At 68.1% G+C, this 15707-nt stretch carries 16 protein-coding genes; 4 read left to right on the top strand and 12 right to left on the bottom strand.

The genetic code is table 11. From position 1 onward, the window contains the following. Nucleotides 1-17: 17 nt before the first annotated feature. The 8 genes from GKE62_RS13060 to clpB form a co-directional block, all read right to left on the bottom strand. On the bottom strand, nucleotides 18-1025 hold the full coding sequence (locus GKE62_RS13060) for a fumarylacetoacetate hydrolase family protein (protein ID WP_154692615.1): 1008 nt from the start codon (nucleotides 1023-1025) through the stop codon (nucleotides 18-20). Then, the gene (locus GKE62_RS13065; protein WP_154692616.1) at nucleotides 1022-1480 is read right to left on the bottom strand and encodes a MarR family winged helix-turn-helix transcriptional regulator; all 459 of its coding nucleotides are present in this window, start codon (nucleotides 1478-1480) and stop codon (nucleotides 1022-1024) included. Before GKE62_RS13065 ends, GKE62_RS13060 begins: the two co-directional genes overlap by 4 nt. A gap of 45 nt (nucleotides 1481-1525) precedes the next feature. After that, entirely contained in the window at nucleotides 1526-2158 is a 633-nt protein-coding gene (gene maiA, locus GKE62_RS13070; RefSeq protein ID WP_154692617.1) for a maleylacetoacetate isomerase, read from the bottom strand. Then, nucleotides 2158-2784 (bottom strand): TetR family transcriptional regulator, encoded by a 627-nt coding sequence (locus GKE62_RS13075; protein ID WP_154692618.1) that lies wholly within the window; start codon nucleotides 2782-2784, stop codon nucleotides 2158-2160. Before GKE62_RS13075 ends, maiA begins: the two co-directional genes overlap by 1 nt. Then, nucleotides 2781-3653, bottom strand: a complete 873-nt coding sequence (locus GKE62_RS13080) for a crotonase/enoyl-CoA hydratase family protein (protein ID WP_154692619.1) — start codon at nucleotides 3651-3653, stop codon at nucleotides 2781-2783. The genes GKE62_RS13075 and GKE62_RS13080 overlap by 4 nt, the downstream gene beginning before the upstream one ends. Before the next feature lie 177 nt (nucleotides 3654-3830). Then, nucleotides 3831-4613 carry an SDR family NAD(P)-dependent oxidoreductase gene (locus GKE62_RS13085; protein ID WP_154692620.1) on the bottom strand — a complete coding sequence of 261 codons (783 nt, stop codon included), beginning with the start codon at nucleotides 4611-4613 and terminating at the stop codon, nucleotides 3831-3833. Between the two features lie 117 nt (nucleotides 4614-4730). Beyond that, entirely contained in the window at nucleotides 4731-5903 is a 1173-nt protein-coding gene (locus GKE62_RS13090; RefSeq protein ID WP_154692621.1) for an acetyl-CoA C-acetyltransferase, read from the bottom strand. A 68-nt stretch (nucleotides 5904-5971) separates the two neighbouring features. After that, a complete protein-coding gene (gene clpB / locus GKE62_RS13095; protein WP_154692622.1) occupies nucleotides 5972-8554 on the bottom strand; it encodes an ATP-dependent chaperone ClpB in 2583 nt (860 codons plus the stop codon). Nucleotides 8555-8817: 263 nt separating this feature from the next. Here clpB and nagZ point away from each other — a divergent pair, with 263 nt between their 5' ends. From nagZ to scpB, 3 genes are read left to right on the top strand one after another with little or no spacing between them, the layout of a single operon-like run. Then, nucleotides 8818-9843, top strand: a complete 1026-nt coding sequence (gene nagZ, locus GKE62_RS13100; protein ID WP_154693720.1) for a beta-N-acetylhexosaminidase — start codon at nucleotides 8818-8820, stop codon at nucleotides 9841-9843. Then, the gene (locus GKE62_RS13105) at nucleotides 9843-10640 is read left to right on the top strand and encodes a ScpA family protein (RefSeq protein ID WP_154692623.1); all 798 of its coding nucleotides are present in this window, start codon (nucleotides 9843-9845) and stop codon (nucleotides 10638-10640) included. The genes nagZ and GKE62_RS13105 overlap by 1 nt, the downstream gene beginning before the upstream one ends. Next, nucleotides 10640-11236 carry an SMC-Scp complex subunit ScpB gene (gene scpB, locus GKE62_RS13110; protein ID WP_154692624.1) on the top strand — a complete coding sequence of 199 codons (597 nt, stop codon included), beginning with the start codon at nucleotides 10640-10642 and terminating at the stop codon, nucleotides 11234-11236. Before GKE62_RS13105 ends, scpB begins: the two co-directional genes overlap by 1 nt. A 4-nt stretch (nucleotides 11237-11240) precedes the next feature. Here scpB and GKE62_RS13115 read toward each other — a convergent pair whose 3' ends face one another. Further along, on the bottom strand, nucleotides 11241-11858 hold the full coding sequence (locus tag GKE62_RS13115) for a DNA-3-methyladenine glycosylase (RefSeq protein ID WP_154692625.1): 618 nt from the start codon (nucleotides 11856-11858) through the stop codon (nucleotides 11241-11243). A 97-nt stretch (nucleotides 11859-11955) separates the two neighbouring features. Between GKE62_RS13115 and GKE62_RS13120 the strand changes: the two genes are divergently transcribed. After that, nucleotides 11956-12273 (top strand): 2Fe-2S iron-sulfur cluster-binding protein, encoded by a 318-nt coding sequence (locus tag GKE62_RS13120; protein WP_154692626.1) that lies wholly within the window; start codon nucleotides 11956-11958, stop codon nucleotides 12271-12273. Between the two features lie 160 nt (nucleotides 12274-12433). On the opposite strand, the gene argC is transcribed toward GKE62_RS13120, so the two are convergent. The 3 genes from argC to GKE62_RS13135 all read right to left on the bottom strand — a co-directional run bounded on the left by argC (nucleotide 12434) and on the right by GKE62_RS13135 (nucleotide 15527). Next, nucleotides 12434-13348, bottom strand: a complete 915-nt coding sequence (argC, locus tag GKE62_RS13125) for an N-acetyl-gamma-glutamyl-phosphate reductase (protein ID WP_154692627.1) — start codon at nucleotides 13346-13348, stop codon at nucleotides 12434-12436. After that, on the bottom strand, nucleotides 13345-14055 hold the full coding sequence (locus GKE62_RS13130; RefSeq protein ID WP_230206685.1) for a C40 family peptidase: 711 nt from the start codon (nucleotides 14053-14055) through the stop codon (nucleotides 13345-13347). Before GKE62_RS13130 ends, argC begins: the two co-directional genes overlap by 4 nt. 89 nt (nucleotides 14056-14144) lie before the next feature. Continuing rightward, entirely contained in the window at nucleotides 14145-15527 is a 1383-nt protein-coding gene (locus tag GKE62_RS13135; RefSeq protein WP_154692628.1) for a M17 family metallopeptidase, read from the bottom strand. Nucleotides 15528-15707 lie beyond the last annotated feature (180 nt).

Here is a 15707-nt window from a genome sequence, read left to right on the forward strand (position 1 = left end):
GATTGGGTGTGGGGCGATCAGCCCCGCACCACTTCGCCCTCGATCGCGCCGAACACGCTTTTTCCGCGGAAGTCGCGCGCTTCGATGCGGACGACGTCGCCATACTTGAGGAACGGGGTGGCGGGCGCGCCGGTGCGGATCGTCTCGACCATGCGCTGCTCGGCGATGCACGAATAGCCGCGTCCGCCTTCGGCGACCGGACGTCCCGGCGAGCCGTCGGGGTCGCGGTTCGAGACCGTTCCCGATCCGATCAGCGTGCCTGCCCCGATCCGCCGGGTCTTGGCCAGATGCGCGATCAGCACGCCGAAATCGAAAGTGCACTCCTCGCCAGCCTCGGCCCGGCCGAAGGCTTGTCCGTTGATATCGACATGAAGCGGGAGGTGAAGCTTGCCGTCTCGCCATGCCTCGCCCAGCGCCGCGGGGGTGACGAACACCGGCGAGAAGTGGCTCGCCGGCTTGGCCTGGACGAAACCGAAGCCTTTCGCCAGTTCGCCCGGGATCAAGTTGCGCAAGCTGACGTCGTTGACCAGCCCGACCAGGCGGATGTGGTCGAGCGCCGCTTCGGGGGTAACGCCTTGCGGCACGTCGCCGGTGACCACCACGATCTCCGCCTCGCAATCGCAGCCCCAGGCCTCGTCGGCCAGCGTGATCGGATCGCGCGCGCCTCGCAAGTCGTCGCTCCCGCCCTGGTACATCAGCGGATCGGTCCAGAAGCTCTCCGGCAGCTGCGCTCCGCGCGCCTGACGGACGAGTTCGACATGGTTGACGTAAGCCGAGCCATCCACCCACTGAAAGGCACGGGGAAGGGGGGCGGCGGCCTCGCGCTCGTGAAACCGCAGCCTGGGGATCGCCTCGTGGGCCAGCTCGATGGCGAGCGAACCGACTTCGGGCGCGAGCCGCTCCCAATCATCGAGCAGGCCCTGCAGGGTCGGCACGATATGGCCAGCCTCGGCATACCAGGCGAGGTCGTCGGAAACCACGACCAGGCGCCCGTCGCGGCCCTGGGGAAGAGAGGCGAGCTTCATCCGGTTTCCCCGAGCATGGCGGTGGCCTGCCGGTCGAGCTTGCCCAGCGTGGCCTTGAGCAGGTCCGTCTCGCGCGCCGTCAGGCAGGCGAACAGCCGGGTCTCCATGTCGAGCGCCATCGGCATGATCTGTTCGAACATGTCGCGCCCGGCTGGGGTGAGTTCGAGGTGGTGCGAGCGGCCGTCGTGCGCGTTGGGGCTGCGCGCGGCGAGCCCGCGTTCCTCCAGCACCTTGCACGCGCGGTTGACCGCGACCTTGTCCATCCGCGTCGCGCCGACCAGCGCGCGCTGGGTCAGCGCCCCCGCGTCGCCGAGCACTGCCATCACCCGCCACTCGGGAATCTTCAGGCCGAAACGCGAGCGATAGCGCCCCGCGATCAGGTCGCTGACGATGTTGGTCGTCACCGACAGGCGATAGGGCATGAAATCGGCCAGGCGGGTGCTGTTCGCGGGCATGGCCTCGTTACTACTGCAACCGGTGAACGGCGCAAGCGTTGCAGTCTAGCCGGCGCGCACCGCCTCGGGCGCGGCGCGGGCGACGGGATCGAGCGCGCGCGCCGCGGCATCGATCCGCACCAGCCGGGGGTAAGGCGTGAGATCGAGTTCGAACCGGCGCGCGTTGTACATCTGCGGGACCAGGCAAACATCTGCCAGGTCGGGCATGTCGCCACCGAACAGCCCCGCTTCCGGCGCCATCCGTTCCAGCGCGGCGAACCCTTCGGCGATCCAGCGCTGGACCCACAGGCGGACTTGCTCCTCGCTCGCGCCGAAATCGCTGCGCAAGGCGTTGAGGATGCGCATGTTGTTCACCGGGTGGATGTCGGCGGCAACGATCAAGGCCTGGGCCAGGGTGCGCGCCCGCCGCGCCGGGTCGGCGGAGACCATCGCCGGGGTCTTATGCGTCGCGTCGAGATAGTCGATGATCGCGAGGCTCTGGGTGAGGACGTGCCCGTCGATCTCCAGCGTGGGGACCAGGCCCTGCGGATTGAGAGCGGTGTAGTCGTCGTGCTTGTGTTCGCCGCCGATCATGTCCAGCGGAAGGCCGCGCCAGAGTATGCCCTTCAGGTTGAGGACGATCCGCACCCGGTACGCGGCGGACGAGCGCCAGTAGTCGTGCAGCACCGCCTCGCCCATCAGGCCCTGATGCCCGCCATGATCAGGTCGATGATGTGCGCCTTGTAGCGATCGCGCAGTTCCGCGGTCAGGGTGTCCTGATCGAAGCAGTGGCGCAGCACCAGGCGTGCGGAGAAAAAGCGGTCGGCGGCGCCGGTGGCGCTGAAATAGAACAGCTGCGGATCGATCGGGCGGAAGACCTTGGCGCGCACCCCTTCGCTGATCAGCCGGTCGTAGGCGTCCTGGAGCGGGGTGAGATAGGTCTCGGCGATCCGCCTCGCCTCTTCGGGATCGCTGTCGCGCACCAGCCGCATCAGGAGGCGGTTGAGATAGGGCGTCGCGTAATAGGTATCGACCATCTTGCCCAGATGCAGGCTCAGCTTGGCCTCCGGGTCCATGTCCTTGCGCAACAGGGCATCGACGCTGTGAGTGATCGCGGCCATGTCGCGATCGAGCAGCGCCTTCATCAGCCCGGCCTTGTTGCCGAAGTAGTATTTCACGAGCGCTGAATTGAGGCCGGAGCGCAAGCTGAGTTCGGACAACGAGATGTCGACGATGTCGCCCTCGCGCATGATCGCGCTGGCGGTTTCGAGCAGCAGCGCCCGCGCCCCGGGGCTGTCGGCCTGAAGAGGAAGCACCTCGCTCATTCGTATTTCGCTTCGTCCCACCACGGATAGAAGTCAGGCATATCGCTGCTGACCTTGCCGGGGAAGGCGGGAGGCCGCTTGGCGAGGAAGCTTTGCACACCTTCCGCGGCGTCGGCGCTTTTCGACAGGCGATAGATCGCGCGGCTATCCACCCGGTGCGCGGCCATCGGGTGATCCTGGGCCGCATTGCGCCACAACATCGCGCGGGTCATCGCGACCGAAACCGCGCTGGTGTTGTCGGCGATCTCGCGGGCGATGGCGCGGGCCGCGTCCATCAGTTCGGCCTGGGGGTGAACGGAGCGGACGAGCCCGCCGTCGAGGGCTTCCTGCGCGCCGAAGATGCGCGCGGTGTAGCACCATTCGAGCGCCTGCTGGATGCCCACCAGGCGCGGCAGGAACCAGCTCGAGGCCGCTTCGGGCACGATCCCGCGGCGGGCGAAGACGAAGCCGTAGCGGGCGTTGTCCGAAGCGAGGCGGATGTCCATCGCGAGCTGCATGGTCACCCCGATGCCCACCGCGGCGCCGTTGCACGCGGCGATCACCGGCTTCTTCGATTCGTAGATGCGCAGCGTCAGCCGCCCGCCGCCATCGCGCACCTCCTCGCTTCCCAGGTCGGCTTCCTGGCCGGGCGCGGAAAACACCTGTCCGCCGCCTTCAGGAGTCAGGTCGGCCCCGGCGCAGAACGCCCGCTCGCCGTGTCCGGTGACGATCACCGCGCGCACCGCGTCGTCGGCATCGCTGCGGTCGAACGCGGCGATGAGCTCGGCCATCATCGTCCGGGTGAAGGCGTTCATCTTGTCCGGGCGGTGCAGGGTGATCGTGGCGATGCCGTCGGCGACTTCGTACAGGATCTGAGTGAAGTCGCTCATGCGTTCTTCTCCTTGGACCACATGGACCACAGTCCAGGGTTTAAAAAACCGGCGCCCCCCGCCCCGCTCGAAAAAGCGGGGAAGGACGCGCCGGAAATCGTCATCGTTGCGCGCCTAACCAATTGCGCACCAAGTAGGAAAACGAATTCTCGCAGACCCGCGCGGCCGCCCTTCGCATCAGCGCGGGGCCATCCGGATCGCGCCGTCGAGCCGGACGTCCTCGCCGTTGAAATAGCCGCACTCGATCATCGTCAGCGCGAGCTGGGCGTATTCCGAGGGGATGCCCAGGCGCTTGGGGAAGGGCACCGACGCCGCCAGCGCGTCCTTCACGTTCTGCGGCGCGCCCTGCATCAGCGGGGTCTCGAAGATGCCCGGCAAGATGGTGTTGACGCGAATGCCCTCGCTCATCAGGTCGCGCGCGATCGGCAGGGTCATGCCGACGACGCCGCCCTTCGATGCCGAATAGGCGGCCTGGCCCATCTGGCCGTCCTCGGCCGCGACGCTGGCGGTGTTGACGATCGCCCCGCGCTCGCCGTCTTCCAGCGGCTCGAGCGTCAGCATCCCCGCCGCCGACTTGGCGATGCAGCGGAAGGTGCCGACCAGGTTGATCTGGATCAGCCAGTTGAACGCGTCGAGCGGGAAGTGCTTGATGCTGCCATCGGTCTTGGACCGGCTGGCGGTCTTGATCGCGTTGCCGGTGCCCGCGCAGTTGACCAGGATGCGCTCCTGCCCGTGGGCGGCGCGGGCCTTGGCGAACCCGGCGTCGACGCTTTCGTCGGAAGTCACGTTGACCTCGCAGAACACGCCGCCGATCTCGGCGGCGACGGCCAGGCCCTTTTCCTCCTGCAGATCGAAGATCGCGACCTTGACCCCCTTGGCGGCGAGCGCGCGCGCGGTCGCGGCGCCGAGGCCCGAGGCGCCGCCAGTGACTACGGCGGCTACGGTGCTGTCGAGTTTCATGCGTATTCCCCTAATCAAAGATCCGATCGTCCCGAGCGAAGTCGAGGGACGCGAGCGCTGTGCTTGACGTGTCTCGACTTCGCTCGACACGAGCGAGAATTTGGTCCCCGCGAAAGTTCAGACCATCTCGACGATCGTGACGTTGGCGACCCCGCCGCCCTCGCACATCGTCTGCAGGCCGTATTTCTTGCCGCGTGCTTTCAGCGCGTGAAGCAGCGTGGCCATCAGCTTGGTGCCCGATGCGCCCAGCGGATGGCCCAGCGCGATCGCGCCGCCATTGACGTTGAGGCGCGTAGGATCGGCGCCGGTGTGCTTGAGCCAGGCCAGCGGCACGCCTGCGAACGCCTCGTTGACTTCGTAAAGGTCGATGTCGCCGATGCTCAGCCCGGCCTTGGCCAGCGCCTTGTCGGTGGCGAACAGCGGCTCTTCCAACATGATCACCGGATCGCCCGCGGTCACCGTCAGCGTGTGAACCCGCGCCAGCGGGGTCAGGCCGTAACGCTTGAGCGCCTCTTCCGAGACGACCAGCGCCGCCGACGACCCATCGCAGATCTGGCTGGAACTGGCCGCGGTCAGCGAACCTTCGGGCTGGAGCAGCTTGACCCCGGCGATGCTTTCCAGCGTCGCATCGAAGCGGATGCCCTCGTCGACGGTGTGCTGCGCCTCGCCCTCGGGGGTCTCGATCGTGATCGGCACGATCTCGGCGGTGAACGCCCCGGCCTGGGTCGCGGCGATGGCCTTCTGGTGGCTTTCGTAGGCGAAGCGGTCGAGATCGTCCTTGGTGAAGCCGTGCTTCTTGACGAGCATTTCCGCGCCCATGAACTGCGACCACATGATCCCGGGATACTTGGCTTCAAGCCCCGGTGATTTGTAGTGGCCCAGCCCTTCCTTGACATGGAACATGCTCGTGCTGCCCATCGGCACGCGGGTCATGCTCTCGATGCCCGCGGCGATCACCACGTCCTGGGTGCCCGACATCACCGCCTGCGCGGCGAACTGGATCGCCTGCTGGCTCGATCCGCACTGCCGGTCGATCGTCACCGCCGGGGTCGATTCCGGCAGCAGTTTCGACGCCAGCACCGCGTTGCGGCCAACCTGCCCGGCCTGCTGGCCGCCCTGGCTGACGCAGCCCATGATCACGTCCTCGATTGCGCCAGGATCCATCCCCGTCAGGGACACCAGGTGGTCAAGCGAGGCTGCGGCAAGATCGACGGGATGGACCCCGGCGAGCCGCCCGCCACGGCGTCCTCCCGCGGTGCGGACGGCATCGACGATATAGGCAGCAGGCATGGTCCGAGTCTCCCGGGCGACGATTTAATCGTCCGGTTAAAGCGCGCCAGCCAGCGGGTCAACCCGCGTCAGGACACCGCGATCGTCAGCGCCCCATCGCCGTCGTCGAGCTTGACCGTGCTGCCGTCGGGAATTTCGCCCGCCAGCAGCTTGTCGGCGAGCGGGTCCTGGACATAGCGCTGCACCGCGCGCTTCAAGGGCCGCGCGCCATAGACCGGATCGTAGCCGACCCGCCCCAGCCAGCGCCGCGCCGCATCGCTCAGCTCCAGCGTGATCTTGCGGTCCTTGAGCAGCTTGGCCACCCGTTCGACCTGCAGATCGACGATCGGCGCCATGTGCTCCTGGCCCAGGCGATGGAACAGGATGATCTCGTCGAGCCGGTTGAGAAATTCCGGACGGAAGTGTGCGCGCACGACTTCCATCACTTGCGGCTCGACCGTGCTCACGTCCTGTCCCTCGTCGAGGCTGGCGAGGTACTGGCTGCCCAGATTGCTGGTCAGGATGATCAGCGTGTTGGTGAAATCGACCTGGCGGCCCTGGCCATCGGTCAGGCGGCCGTCGTCGAGCACCTGGAGCAGCACGTTGAACACGTCGGCGTGGGCCTTCTCGACCTCGTCGAACAGCACGACCTGATAGGGGCGGCGGCGCACCGCTTCGGTCAGGACCCCGCCTTCGTCGTAACCGACATAGCCTGGAGGCGCGCCGATCAGGCGGCTGACCGCGTGCTTCTCCATGAATTCCGACATGTCGATGCGGACCATCGCACTGTCGTCGTCGAACAGGAACCCGGCCAAGGCTTTGGTCAGCTCGGTCTTGCCGACGCCGGTGGGGCCCAGGAACAGGAAGCTGCCCAAGGGCCGGTTGGGGTCCTGCAACCCGGCCCGCGCGCGGCGCACCGCCTTGCTGACCGCGGTGACCGCGTCGCTCTGGCCGATCACCCGCTTGCCGATGGTCTCTTCCATCTTGAGCAGCTTCTCGCGCTCGCCCGCCAGCATCCGCTCCATCGGGATGCCGGTCCAACGGCTGACAACCGCGGCGATGTCGTCGGCGGTGACTTCCTCGCGCAGCAGCATGTTCGAGGTGTCGAGCGCTTGCGCCTCGGCGAGTTGCTTCTCCAGTTCGGGGATGCGGCCGTAGGAAAGCTCGCCCGCCTTGGCGAGGTCGCCCGCGCGCTGCGCCTGTTCCAGTTCGAGCCGCGCCGCGTCGAGCGCTTCCTTGATCTTGCCTTCGGCGGCGATCTTGTCGCGTTCGTTCTGCCAGCGCGTGGTCAGCGCGGCGGACTGTTCCTCCAGCCCCGCCAGTTCGGTGCGCAGCGTGGTCAGGCGATCCTTGCTCGGCTGGTCGCTTTCGCGGCCGAGCGCCATTTCCTCGATCTTGAGCTGGATGATCCGGCGGTCGAGGTTCTCGATCTCCTCGGGCTTGCTCTCCACTTCCATGCGGATGCGGCTGGCGGCCTCGTCCATCAGGTCGATCGCCTTGTCGGGCAGGAAGCGGTCGGCGATGTAGCGGTTGCTCAGCGTCGCGGCGGCGACGATCGCGCCGTCGGTGATCCGCACCCCGTGGTGCAGCTCGTAACGGTCCTTCAGACCGCGCAGGATGCTGATCGTGTCCTCGACCGTGGGCTCGCCGACGAACACCGGCTGGAACCGCCGCTGGAGCGCGGGGTCCTTCTCGACGTGCTTCTGGTACTCGTCGAGCGTGGTCGCGCCGATGCAGTGGAGCTCGCCGCGGGCCAGCGCGGGCTTGAGCAGGTTGCTCGCGTCCATCGCGCCTTCGCCTTTGCCCGCGCCGATCAGCGTGTGCATCTCGTCGATGAACAAGATGATCTCGCCCTCGGCGCCCTTGACCTCGTCGAGCACCGACTTGAGCCGCTCCTCGAACTCGCCGCGATACTTCGCGCCCGCGATCAGGCTGCCCATGTCGAGGGCCATCAGGCGGCGGTCCTTGAGGCTGTCGGGAACGTCGCCGTTGGCGATCCGCAGCGCCAGGCCTTCCGCGATCGCGGTCTTGCCGACGCCGGGTTCGCCGATCAGCGCGGGGTTGTTCTTGGTCCGGCGGGCGAGGATCTGGACCGTGCGGCGGATTTCCTCGTCGCGGCCGATCACCGGATCGAGCTTGCCGTCGCGCGCCGCCTGGGTCAGGTCGCGGGCGTATTTCTTCATCGCGTCATAGGCGTTCTCGGCGCTGGCGCTGTGCGCCTCGCGGCCTCCGCGCAGCTCGGTGATCGCGGTCTCCAGCTTCTTCGCATCGACCCCGGCGGCTTTCAGCGCCTGGCCGGCGGCGGTGGTCGTCGCCAGCGCCAGCGCGACCAGCATCCGCTCGACGGTGACGAAGCTGTCACCCGATTTGGTGGCGATCTTCTCGGCCTGGTCGAGCACCCGCACCGCGTCGTTGTCGAGCCCCGGCGTGGCCTGTGCCCCGCCGCCCGAGACCGCGGGCGTCTTGGCCAGCGCCTTGTCGATCTCCGCATGCGCGATCTGGGGGTCGCCCCCGGCGCGCTGGATCAGCCCGCTGGCCATGCCTTCGCCATCCTCGAGCAGCGCCTTGAGCACATGCTCGGCCGCGATCCGCTGATGGTTCATCCGGATCGCGACGGTCTGCGCGCTCTGAAGGAATCCCTTGGCGCGGTCGGTGAATTTTTCGAGGTTCATGGAAAAGGCGTGCCTCCTGTGTGCGTGGGAGATAGTGTTGCTGATTGGCAACACAAGGTTGCCGCTCGCAACAAATCAACTTTAGTCGCCCCGGTGCAGGCCGGGTTCCATCCGGATTCTTGGCACGGTGATGCCGGCGCGGGCGCAGAGCCTGGTTGACCCCCGGCCTGGGCCGGGGCGACGGTGAACGGTTGTGCAGCCTTTTCCCCACCATTCACCGCGTCGCGCTTGCCCAAGTCCAGCATTTCCGCCAGATTCATCGCATGGTCCCCGCAATCTTCGGCCTCTCCGGCCCGACGCTCACCGCCGACGAGCGTGCCTTTATTCGCGACGCCGACCCCGCAGGCTATATCCTGTTCGGACGCAACATCGTTGATCGTGGTCAAGTCCGCGCGCTGACCGACAGTTTGCGCGAACTCCATGGGCGAGACCGCACTTTCATCTGCATCGACCAGGAGGGCGGCCGGGTGGCGCGGATGAAGCCGCCGCAGTGGCTCGCGTTCCCGCCGGGCGAGGCGTTCGACAAACTCTATGACCTGGCCCCGATCAGCGCGATCGAGGCGGCGCGCAGCAACGCCCATGCGCTGGGGCTCGACCTTGCCGAGGTCGGGATCAACGTCGATTGCCTCCCGCTGCTCGACGTCCGCCAGCCCGACGCGAACAACGTGATCGGCGACCGCGCGCTGGGGTCAGAGCCAATGCGGGTCGCCGCGCTCGGCCGCGCGGTGCTCGACGGGCTCGGCCGGGCGGGGGTCGCGGGGACGGTCAAGCACATGCCGGGCCACGGGCGGACCTCGGTCGATACGCACAAGGCGATGCCCACCGTTACCGCGAGCGAGGAGGAACTCGAAACCGACCTCGCCCCGTTCCGCGCGCTCAAGGACGCGGCCATCGGCATGACCGGACACTTGCTGTTCACCGCGTGGGATGCCCAGAACCCCGCCACGCTCTCGCCGTTCGTGATCCAGGAGGTCATCCGCAAGCGGATCGGCTTCGACGGGCTGCTGTTGACCGACGACCTCGATATGGAGGCGCTGACCGGCTCGGTGCCCGAGCGGGCCGAACGCGCGGTCGCGGCGGGATGCGATATAGCGCTCAATTGCTGGGCGAAGATGGACGACATGGTCGGCATCGCCCAGCGCCTGCCGGCGATGGATAGGGAGACCCAGGCCAGGCTCGATCGCGCGCTGGCGGGAACGGCCGACTTCTCGGCCCCGGTGGAGATTGCCGCGCAGACGGCGCTGCTCGATACCCGCGACCGGCTGCTGGCGCTGGCGGCGAGCGCCTGATGGACGAGGCGGTCCTCCCGACCAGCCTGTTCGCGGGCGACGAGGCGTGGGACGGCCCGGCGGCGCGGCCGACCGACGACGCCGCGCTCTATCTCGAACTCGATGGCTGGGAAGGCCCGCTCGACCTACTGCTCGATCTCGCCCGTCGCCAGAAGGTCGATCTGCGCGGGATATCGATCCTCGCGCTGGCCGACCAGTACATCGGCTATGTCGAGCGCGCCGCCGCGCTGCGGCTGGAGCTGGCCGCCGACTACCTCGTGATGGCCGCCTGGCTCGCCTACCTCAAGTCGCTGCTGCTGCTGCCGAAGGAGGAGCAGGAAGAGCCCAGCGCCGACGAGCTCGCGTTGCGCCTGCAACTGCGGCTCCAGCGGCTGGGCGCGATGCGCGAGGCGGGCGCCCGGCTGATGGCTCGCGACCGGCTGGGCCGCGACGTGTTCGCCCGCGGCGCGCCCGAAGGTTTGCGGGTCGAACGGCGCAACGCCTGGCAGTGCGACTGGTTCGATCTCGTCCAGGCCTATGGTCAGGTCAAGGCGCGGACGGCGCCGGTGGTCCACATGGTCCGCGACCGCGCGGTGATGACGCTCGAAAGCGCGCTGTCCCGCGTCGCCGCGATGCTCGGCGTGGCGCTCGACTGGATGGCGCTGGAGGAATTCCTTCCCCCCTTCGCCGATCCGCGCCTGCGCCGCTCGGCGCTGGCCTCCAGCTTTGTCGCCGCGCTTGAACTGGCGCGGCAGGGCAAGGCCGAACTGGCGCAGGACGAGGCCTTCGGCGTGCTCCGGCTGAGAGCTCTGGCCTGATGGACGACCTCACCCGCGCCGTCGAAGCCGCGCTGTTCGCGGCAACCGAGCCGATGACCGCGATGCAGCTCTCGAAGCATCTCGGCGACGCCGATGTTGCAGCAGCACTCGTGCGACTGGGAGGCCATTATGCGGGCCGCGGGGTCGAACTGGTCGAGCGTGGCGGGCGCTGGCATTTCCAGACCGCCCCCGATCTCGCCCACCTCCTGCGCCGCGAACGCGAGGATGTCCGCCGCCTCAGCCGCGCCGCCACCGAAGTCCTCGCGATCGTCGCCTACCACGAACCGGTCAGCCGCGCCGAAATCGAGGCGATCCGCGGCGTCCAGACCGCCAAGGGCACGCTCGACGTGCTGATGGAGGCCGGCTGGATCCGCGTCGCCGGGCGCCGCGAAGTGCCGGGCCGCCCGGTGATCTATGCGACCACCCCCGATTTCCTCACTCACTTCGCCCTCGAATCGCGCCGCGATCTGCCCGGCATCGATGAACTGCGCGCCGCCGGATTGTTGGAGCCGGTCGACGACGCGTTCGCGGCATTCGGGAGCACGGAAGACGAAGATTCCGAACGGCCCGCCCTCTCGTCTTCAGGGGAAGAGTAGCGCTTCAAAGCGCCGGATTGTTGTAGCAATGCCAGGTGAAGATGGCCGCCGCGCCGCGGTGCGGGCGCCAGGGTTCGGCAAGAAGGCGCGCGGCTTTTTCGTCGGGGCGGGTCTCCAGCCCCAGCAGTTTTGCCAGCCCCGCCTGCACCGCCAGGTCGCCTGCGGGCCAGATGTCGGGGCGGCCTTCGGCGAACAGGAGATAGATCTCCGCCGACCAGCGGCCGATGCCCTTGATCCGGGTCAGCTCGGCGATGGCGGCCTCGTCGTCGGCGGGCAGCGCGTCGAGGTCGAGTTCGCCGGAGACCACCAGTTCGCACAAGCTGCGTGCATAACCCTGCTTCTGGCGCGAGAAGCCGCAGGCGCGAAGACTGTCGAAATCGGCGGCGAGCAGGGCTTCGGGCGGGATGTCGTCGCCCAGCAGCGCCGCCAGCTTGTTCCACACCGAGGCGGCGGCGGCGACGCTGACTTGCTGGCCGACGATCGTGCGCAGCAGGGTGACATATCCGGTCGAGCGGAAGCGCGGTTCGGGATAGCCGGCGCGTTCGATCGCCGCGCCGATCAGCGGTTCGAGCGTGGCGACGTGATCCAGCCCCGCCTTGATCCTCTCGGCCGTCAATCCCATCGGTCACCGCTCCGCTTGCCAAACTTCCACGTGGGCACTAGCAGCCCGGCCAAAGCGGCGATAGCGCCGATGCGAACAAAGCAGGGACACGACCGATATGCCGAAGCTGCTGGTGACCAATCGTGCCGGGGAAGAATCGACCGTCGAAGCGACCACGGGCCTGTCAGTGATGGAAAACATCCGCGACAACGGCTTCGACGAGCTGCTCGCGCTGTGCGGCGGTTGTTGTTCGTGCGCGACCTGCCACATCCACGTCGACCCGGCGTTTGCCGACCGGCTTCCCGCGATGAGTGAAGACGAGAACGACCTGCTCGACAGCAGCGACCACCGCAACGAGTTCTCGCGGCTGTCGTGCCAGGTGCCGATGACCGATGCGCTCGACGGGCTGAAAGTGACGATTGCCGAAGAAGATTAGGTTGCTCTCGCCCCGCGTGCGGGGAGAGATACGAAGGCTTGGCGCCGATGCGCCTAGTCGAAGTTGACAGGGGCGGCGGCAGTGCGCGACCCCTATCCAGGCTGCGCTAGCGCCTGCGGCGCAAGCTTCGCCATCCTCTCCCCATTCTGGGGCGAGGAATTCAGAGCCGCAGCCCGGCGGTTTCTTCCAGTCCCGCCATCAAGTTCAAACTCTGCACCGCCGCACCGCTGGCGCCTTTGCCGAGGTTGTCGAGCAGCGCGATCAGGCGGATCCCTTCTGCGCCACCGAATACATGCAAGCTCAGCGCATCGCTCGGCGCACTCGATCCGCGCAGCAGGATTTCGCCGTCCGCAGGCCATTCTTGTGCGACCCGCACCAGCGCAGAACCGGTGAAGAAATCGGCCAGCGCACCGCGCAGGGCCGCCGCGTCGGCGCCAATCGCGGCAGGCAGCGGCACTTCAACGGCCATCCCGCGAAACGCCGGGATCACCGCGGGCGCGAATAGCGGCGCGTGGACCAGGCCGGCCCATTTCCGCATTTCCGGCACATGCTTGTGCCCGCCGCCCAGGCCATAGCCGCGCCAGGCGATGTCGCGGTCGGCTTCGAACCGCGCAATCAGGGCCTTGCCGCCCCCCGAATAGCCCGAGACCGCGTGAACCGTGTAGGGCCAGTCGGCCGGCAGCAGCCCGGCGCGAACCAGCGGCGCGACCAGCGCTAGGAATCCGCTAGGATAGCAGCCGGGATTGCTGACCCGGCTCGCATTGGCCACCGCCTCACGCCCGACGAGTTCGGGAAAGCCATAAGTCCACCCAGGAGCGACGCGGTGCGCGCTGCTGGCGTCGACGATGCGGACGTTGCTGCCCTCGGCCAAGGCAACCGCGTCGCGCGCGGCATCGTCGGGAAGGCACAGCACCGCGAAGTCGGCGGAGCGGAAGGCCTCGCGCCGGGCTGCCTCGTCCTTGCGTTGCGCTTCATCGAGGACGAGCAGCCGGAGATCCCGCCGGCCTTCGAGCCGTTCGACAATCTCAAGCCCGGTGGTCCCCGCGGCACCATCGACGAAGACGACCGCCGTCATGCCAGCCGCCGGAGGTGGGTCGGCGCGCCCTTTCGCGCGATCAGCGCGGCGAGCGGTTCCATCACCACCGCGCCCGCATCCTGGCTGGCGTGCACGATTTCGTCGGGACCCGTGGCGATGGCGACATGGCCGGGAAAGAACACCAGATCGCCCCGCCGCGCGGCATCGACAGCTTCGCCACAGGCCTCCTGCTGGTCGCTGTCGCGTGGCAGGAGCTGGCCGGCGTGGGCGAACGAAGTCTGCACCAGGCCCGAACAGTCTATCCCGGCCCCACCGCGCGCACCCCAGACGTACGGCATGCCGAGCCGGGCAAGCGCGGCTTCGACCGGGTCACCCGGTCTGGCGACCGGCGCCTTGCCCTGCGGCTCGCCCAACGCGTCGAGCGCGAGGTAGCCGTTGTAACAATCGTGCTGGCAATAGCCCCAAGCCCACGCGCCCGCGATGTCGAGCACCATGAACCGCTCGCCCGAGAGCAATTCCGATGTCTGCTCGGCGTCATCGTGCGGGATCTTGCGCAGCGGCGCGAACGGCACCGCCACCGCGCGCTCCATCGGCACCACGTAGTGCGGCGCGAACAGCTTGCCCGCCAGCGCGATGTCGGCGAGGTCACCGCGGATCGGGGTGACCCGCGCGTCGCGCACCTTGGCCGGGCCGGACAGCGCGTACTGTCCGGAATAGTCGGTTGGCTGAGGGGGAATTGCGGTCACAGAGGTCTCTTGGCGGAAAGCGGGGGCGAGTAGACGCTGCTCGGCCTCGGAGCAAGGCGCGGCGGAGTCCCGCGCCAACAAGATCCCGTTCACCCGAACCGCTCGCGCAGATAGTGCCAGGCCGCGCGCAAGCCGAGCGCCTCGCCGCCTTTGGGTCGACCGGGCTTGGAGACCGGCCGCCAGGCGAACGTATCAAAGTGCGCCCAATCGAAGCCCGAAGGCACAAAGCGGTCGAGAAACAAGCCCGCCACGCTGGCTCCGGCGAACCCGTTCGAGGGGCTGTTCTGGAGGTCGGCGATGTCGGACTTGAGGTATTCGCGATAGGGCTCGGGCAGCGGCAGCCGCCACACAGCGTCGTCGTGCGCCAGGCCCGCGGCGATCAGCCCGGCGGCGGTCTCGTCGCGCCGCGCCATAAGCGCGGGCAGGTCGGGGCCGAGCGCGACCCGCGCCGCCCCGGTGAGCGTGGCGAAATCGAGGATGAATTCGGGATCTTCCTCGCCTGCCCGCACCAACGCATCGGCGAGCACCAGCCGCCCTTCGGCATCGGTGTTGGTGATCTCCACAGAAATGCCGCCACGCGCGCGGAAGACATCGCCGGGGCGCATCGCGTTGCCGGCGATGGCGTTCTCGACCGCGGGGACCAGCAAATGGAGCCGCACCTTCAGGCCTGCTGCCATCACCAGCCCGGCCAGCGCGATGGCATGCGCCGCGCCGCCCATGTCCTTCTTCATCAGCAGCATGCCGCTGGCCGACTTGATGTCGAGCCCGCCCGAATCGAAGCACACCCCCTTGCCGACGATGGCGAGGCGCGGGTGCTTCGCGTTGCCCCAGACCAGCTCGATCATCCGCGGCGCATGGCTGCGCCCCGCCGCCCGACCGACCGCATGGGTCAGGGGGAACTCCTGCTCGAGTTTGTCGCCAGTAGTGATGGAAACATCCGCCTTGTGCGCTTTGCCTAGCGCGCGGACTTCGGCCTCGAGCGCGGCAGGGCCCATGTCCTCGGCGGGGGTGTTGACCAGATCGCGGACCTTGGCGACCGCTGCCGCCTCGGCCAGCGCGGGTTCGATGGCCTTGGCGTCGTTGGTAACCAGAATGCGCGGCCCGGTGGTCTTATTGGCCTCGCGATAGCGATCGAAGCGATATTGCGCGGTGACCCAGCCGAGCAACGCCGGACCCGGCTCGGCGCCCTTGAGCCGATAGGTTCCAGCGGGAAGCGTTTCGGCCAGCTTGGCCAGGCACCAGCTCGACAGCTTCGCGGTGTCGGCCACGCCGCCTACCGCCGACCAGCCGTCTCCCGCCGGCACGATTGCGGTCTCGAACCCGCCGCCCTCGAACTTCTGCGCCTCCACCGCCGCGCGCGCGGTCGGCGGCAGCGCCTTCGCCCAGGCGGCGAAGCCCGCCTTGTCGATCAGTTCGAGGTCGATCGCCTTCTGGCCGCGGTCGGCCTGGATCAGGGTGTGCTTGTCGCTCATCGCCAAGCCGCTTATCGTGTTTGCGTCGGCGGTGTGAGGAATTTTGCGTGTCGCGTGTTCTTGCCGTCATGATCGCCGCCGCCTTGCTGGCTGCGTGTAAGGGCGAGGCGCCCGCCACGGCAGCCACCGCGACGGCCAGCGTGCGGGCCCCAGGTGCTTCCACCTCGAGCGATTCAGGCG

The sequence above is a fragment of the Novosphingobium sp. Gsoil 351 genome (assembly GCF_009707465.1).
GTDB lineage: Bacteria > Pseudomonadota > Alphaproteobacteria > Sphingomonadales > Sphingomonadaceae > Novosphingobium.

Bases quoted from the DNA above. Each gene is read 5' to 3' on its own strand.
- GKE62_RS13060 (WP_154692615.1), bottom strand. From the start codon at position 1,025: ATGAAGCTCGCCTCTCTTCCCCAGGGCCGCGACGGGCGCCTGGTCGTG.
- GKE62_RS13065 (WP_154692616.1), bottom strand. From the start codon at position 1,480: ATGCCCGCGAACAGCACCCGCCTGGCCGATTTCATGCCCTATCGCCTG.
- maiA (WP_154692617.1), bottom strand. From the start codon at position 2,158: ATGGGCGAGGCGGTGCTGCACGACTACTGGCGCTCGTCCGCCGCGTAC.
- GKE62_RS13075 (WP_154692618.1), bottom strand. From the start codon at position 2,784: ATGAGCGAGGTGCTTCCTCTTCAGGCCGACAGCCCCGGGGCGCGGGCG.
- GKE62_RS13080 (WP_154692619.1), bottom strand. From the start codon at position 3,653: ATGAGCGACTTCACTCAGATCCTGTACGAAGTCGCCGACGGCATCGCC.
- GKE62_RS13085 (WP_154692620.1), bottom strand. From the start codon at position 4,613: ATGAAACTCGACAGCACCGTAGCCGCCGTAGTCACTGGCGGCGCCTCG.
- GKE62_RS13090 (WP_154692621.1), bottom strand. From the start codon at position 5,903: ATGCCTGCTGCCTATATCGTCGATGCCGTCCGCACCGCGGGAGGACGC.
- clpB (WP_154692622.1), bottom strand. From the start codon at position 8,554: ATGAACCTCGAAAAATTCACCGACCGCGCCAAGGGATTCCTTCAGAGC.
- nagZ (WP_154693720.1), top strand. From the start codon at position 8,818: ATGGTCCCCGCAATCTTCGGCCTCTCCGGCCCGACGCTCACCGCCGAC.
- GKE62_RS13105 (WP_154692623.1), top strand. From the start codon at position 9,843: ATGGACGAGGCGGTCCTCCCGACCAGCCTGTTCGCGGGCGACGAGGCG.
- scpB (WP_154692624.1), top strand. From the start codon at position 10,640: ATGGACGACCTCACCCGCGCCGTCGAAGCCGCGCTGTTCGCGGCAACC.
- GKE62_RS13115 (WP_154692625.1), bottom strand. From the start codon at position 11,858: ATGGGATTGACGGCCGAGAGGATCAAGGCGGGGCTGGATCACGTCGCC.
- GKE62_RS13120 (WP_154692626.1), top strand. From the start codon at position 11,956: ATGCCGAAGCTGCTGGTGACCAATCGTGCCGGGGAAGAATCGACCGTC.
- argC (WP_154692627.1), bottom strand. From the start codon at position 13,348: ATGACGGCGGTCGTCTTCGTCGATGGTGCCGCGGGGACCACCGGGCTT.
- GKE62_RS13135 (WP_154692628.1), bottom strand. From the start codon at position 15,527: ATGAGCGACAAGCACACCCTGATCCAGGCCGACCGCGGCCAGAAGGCG.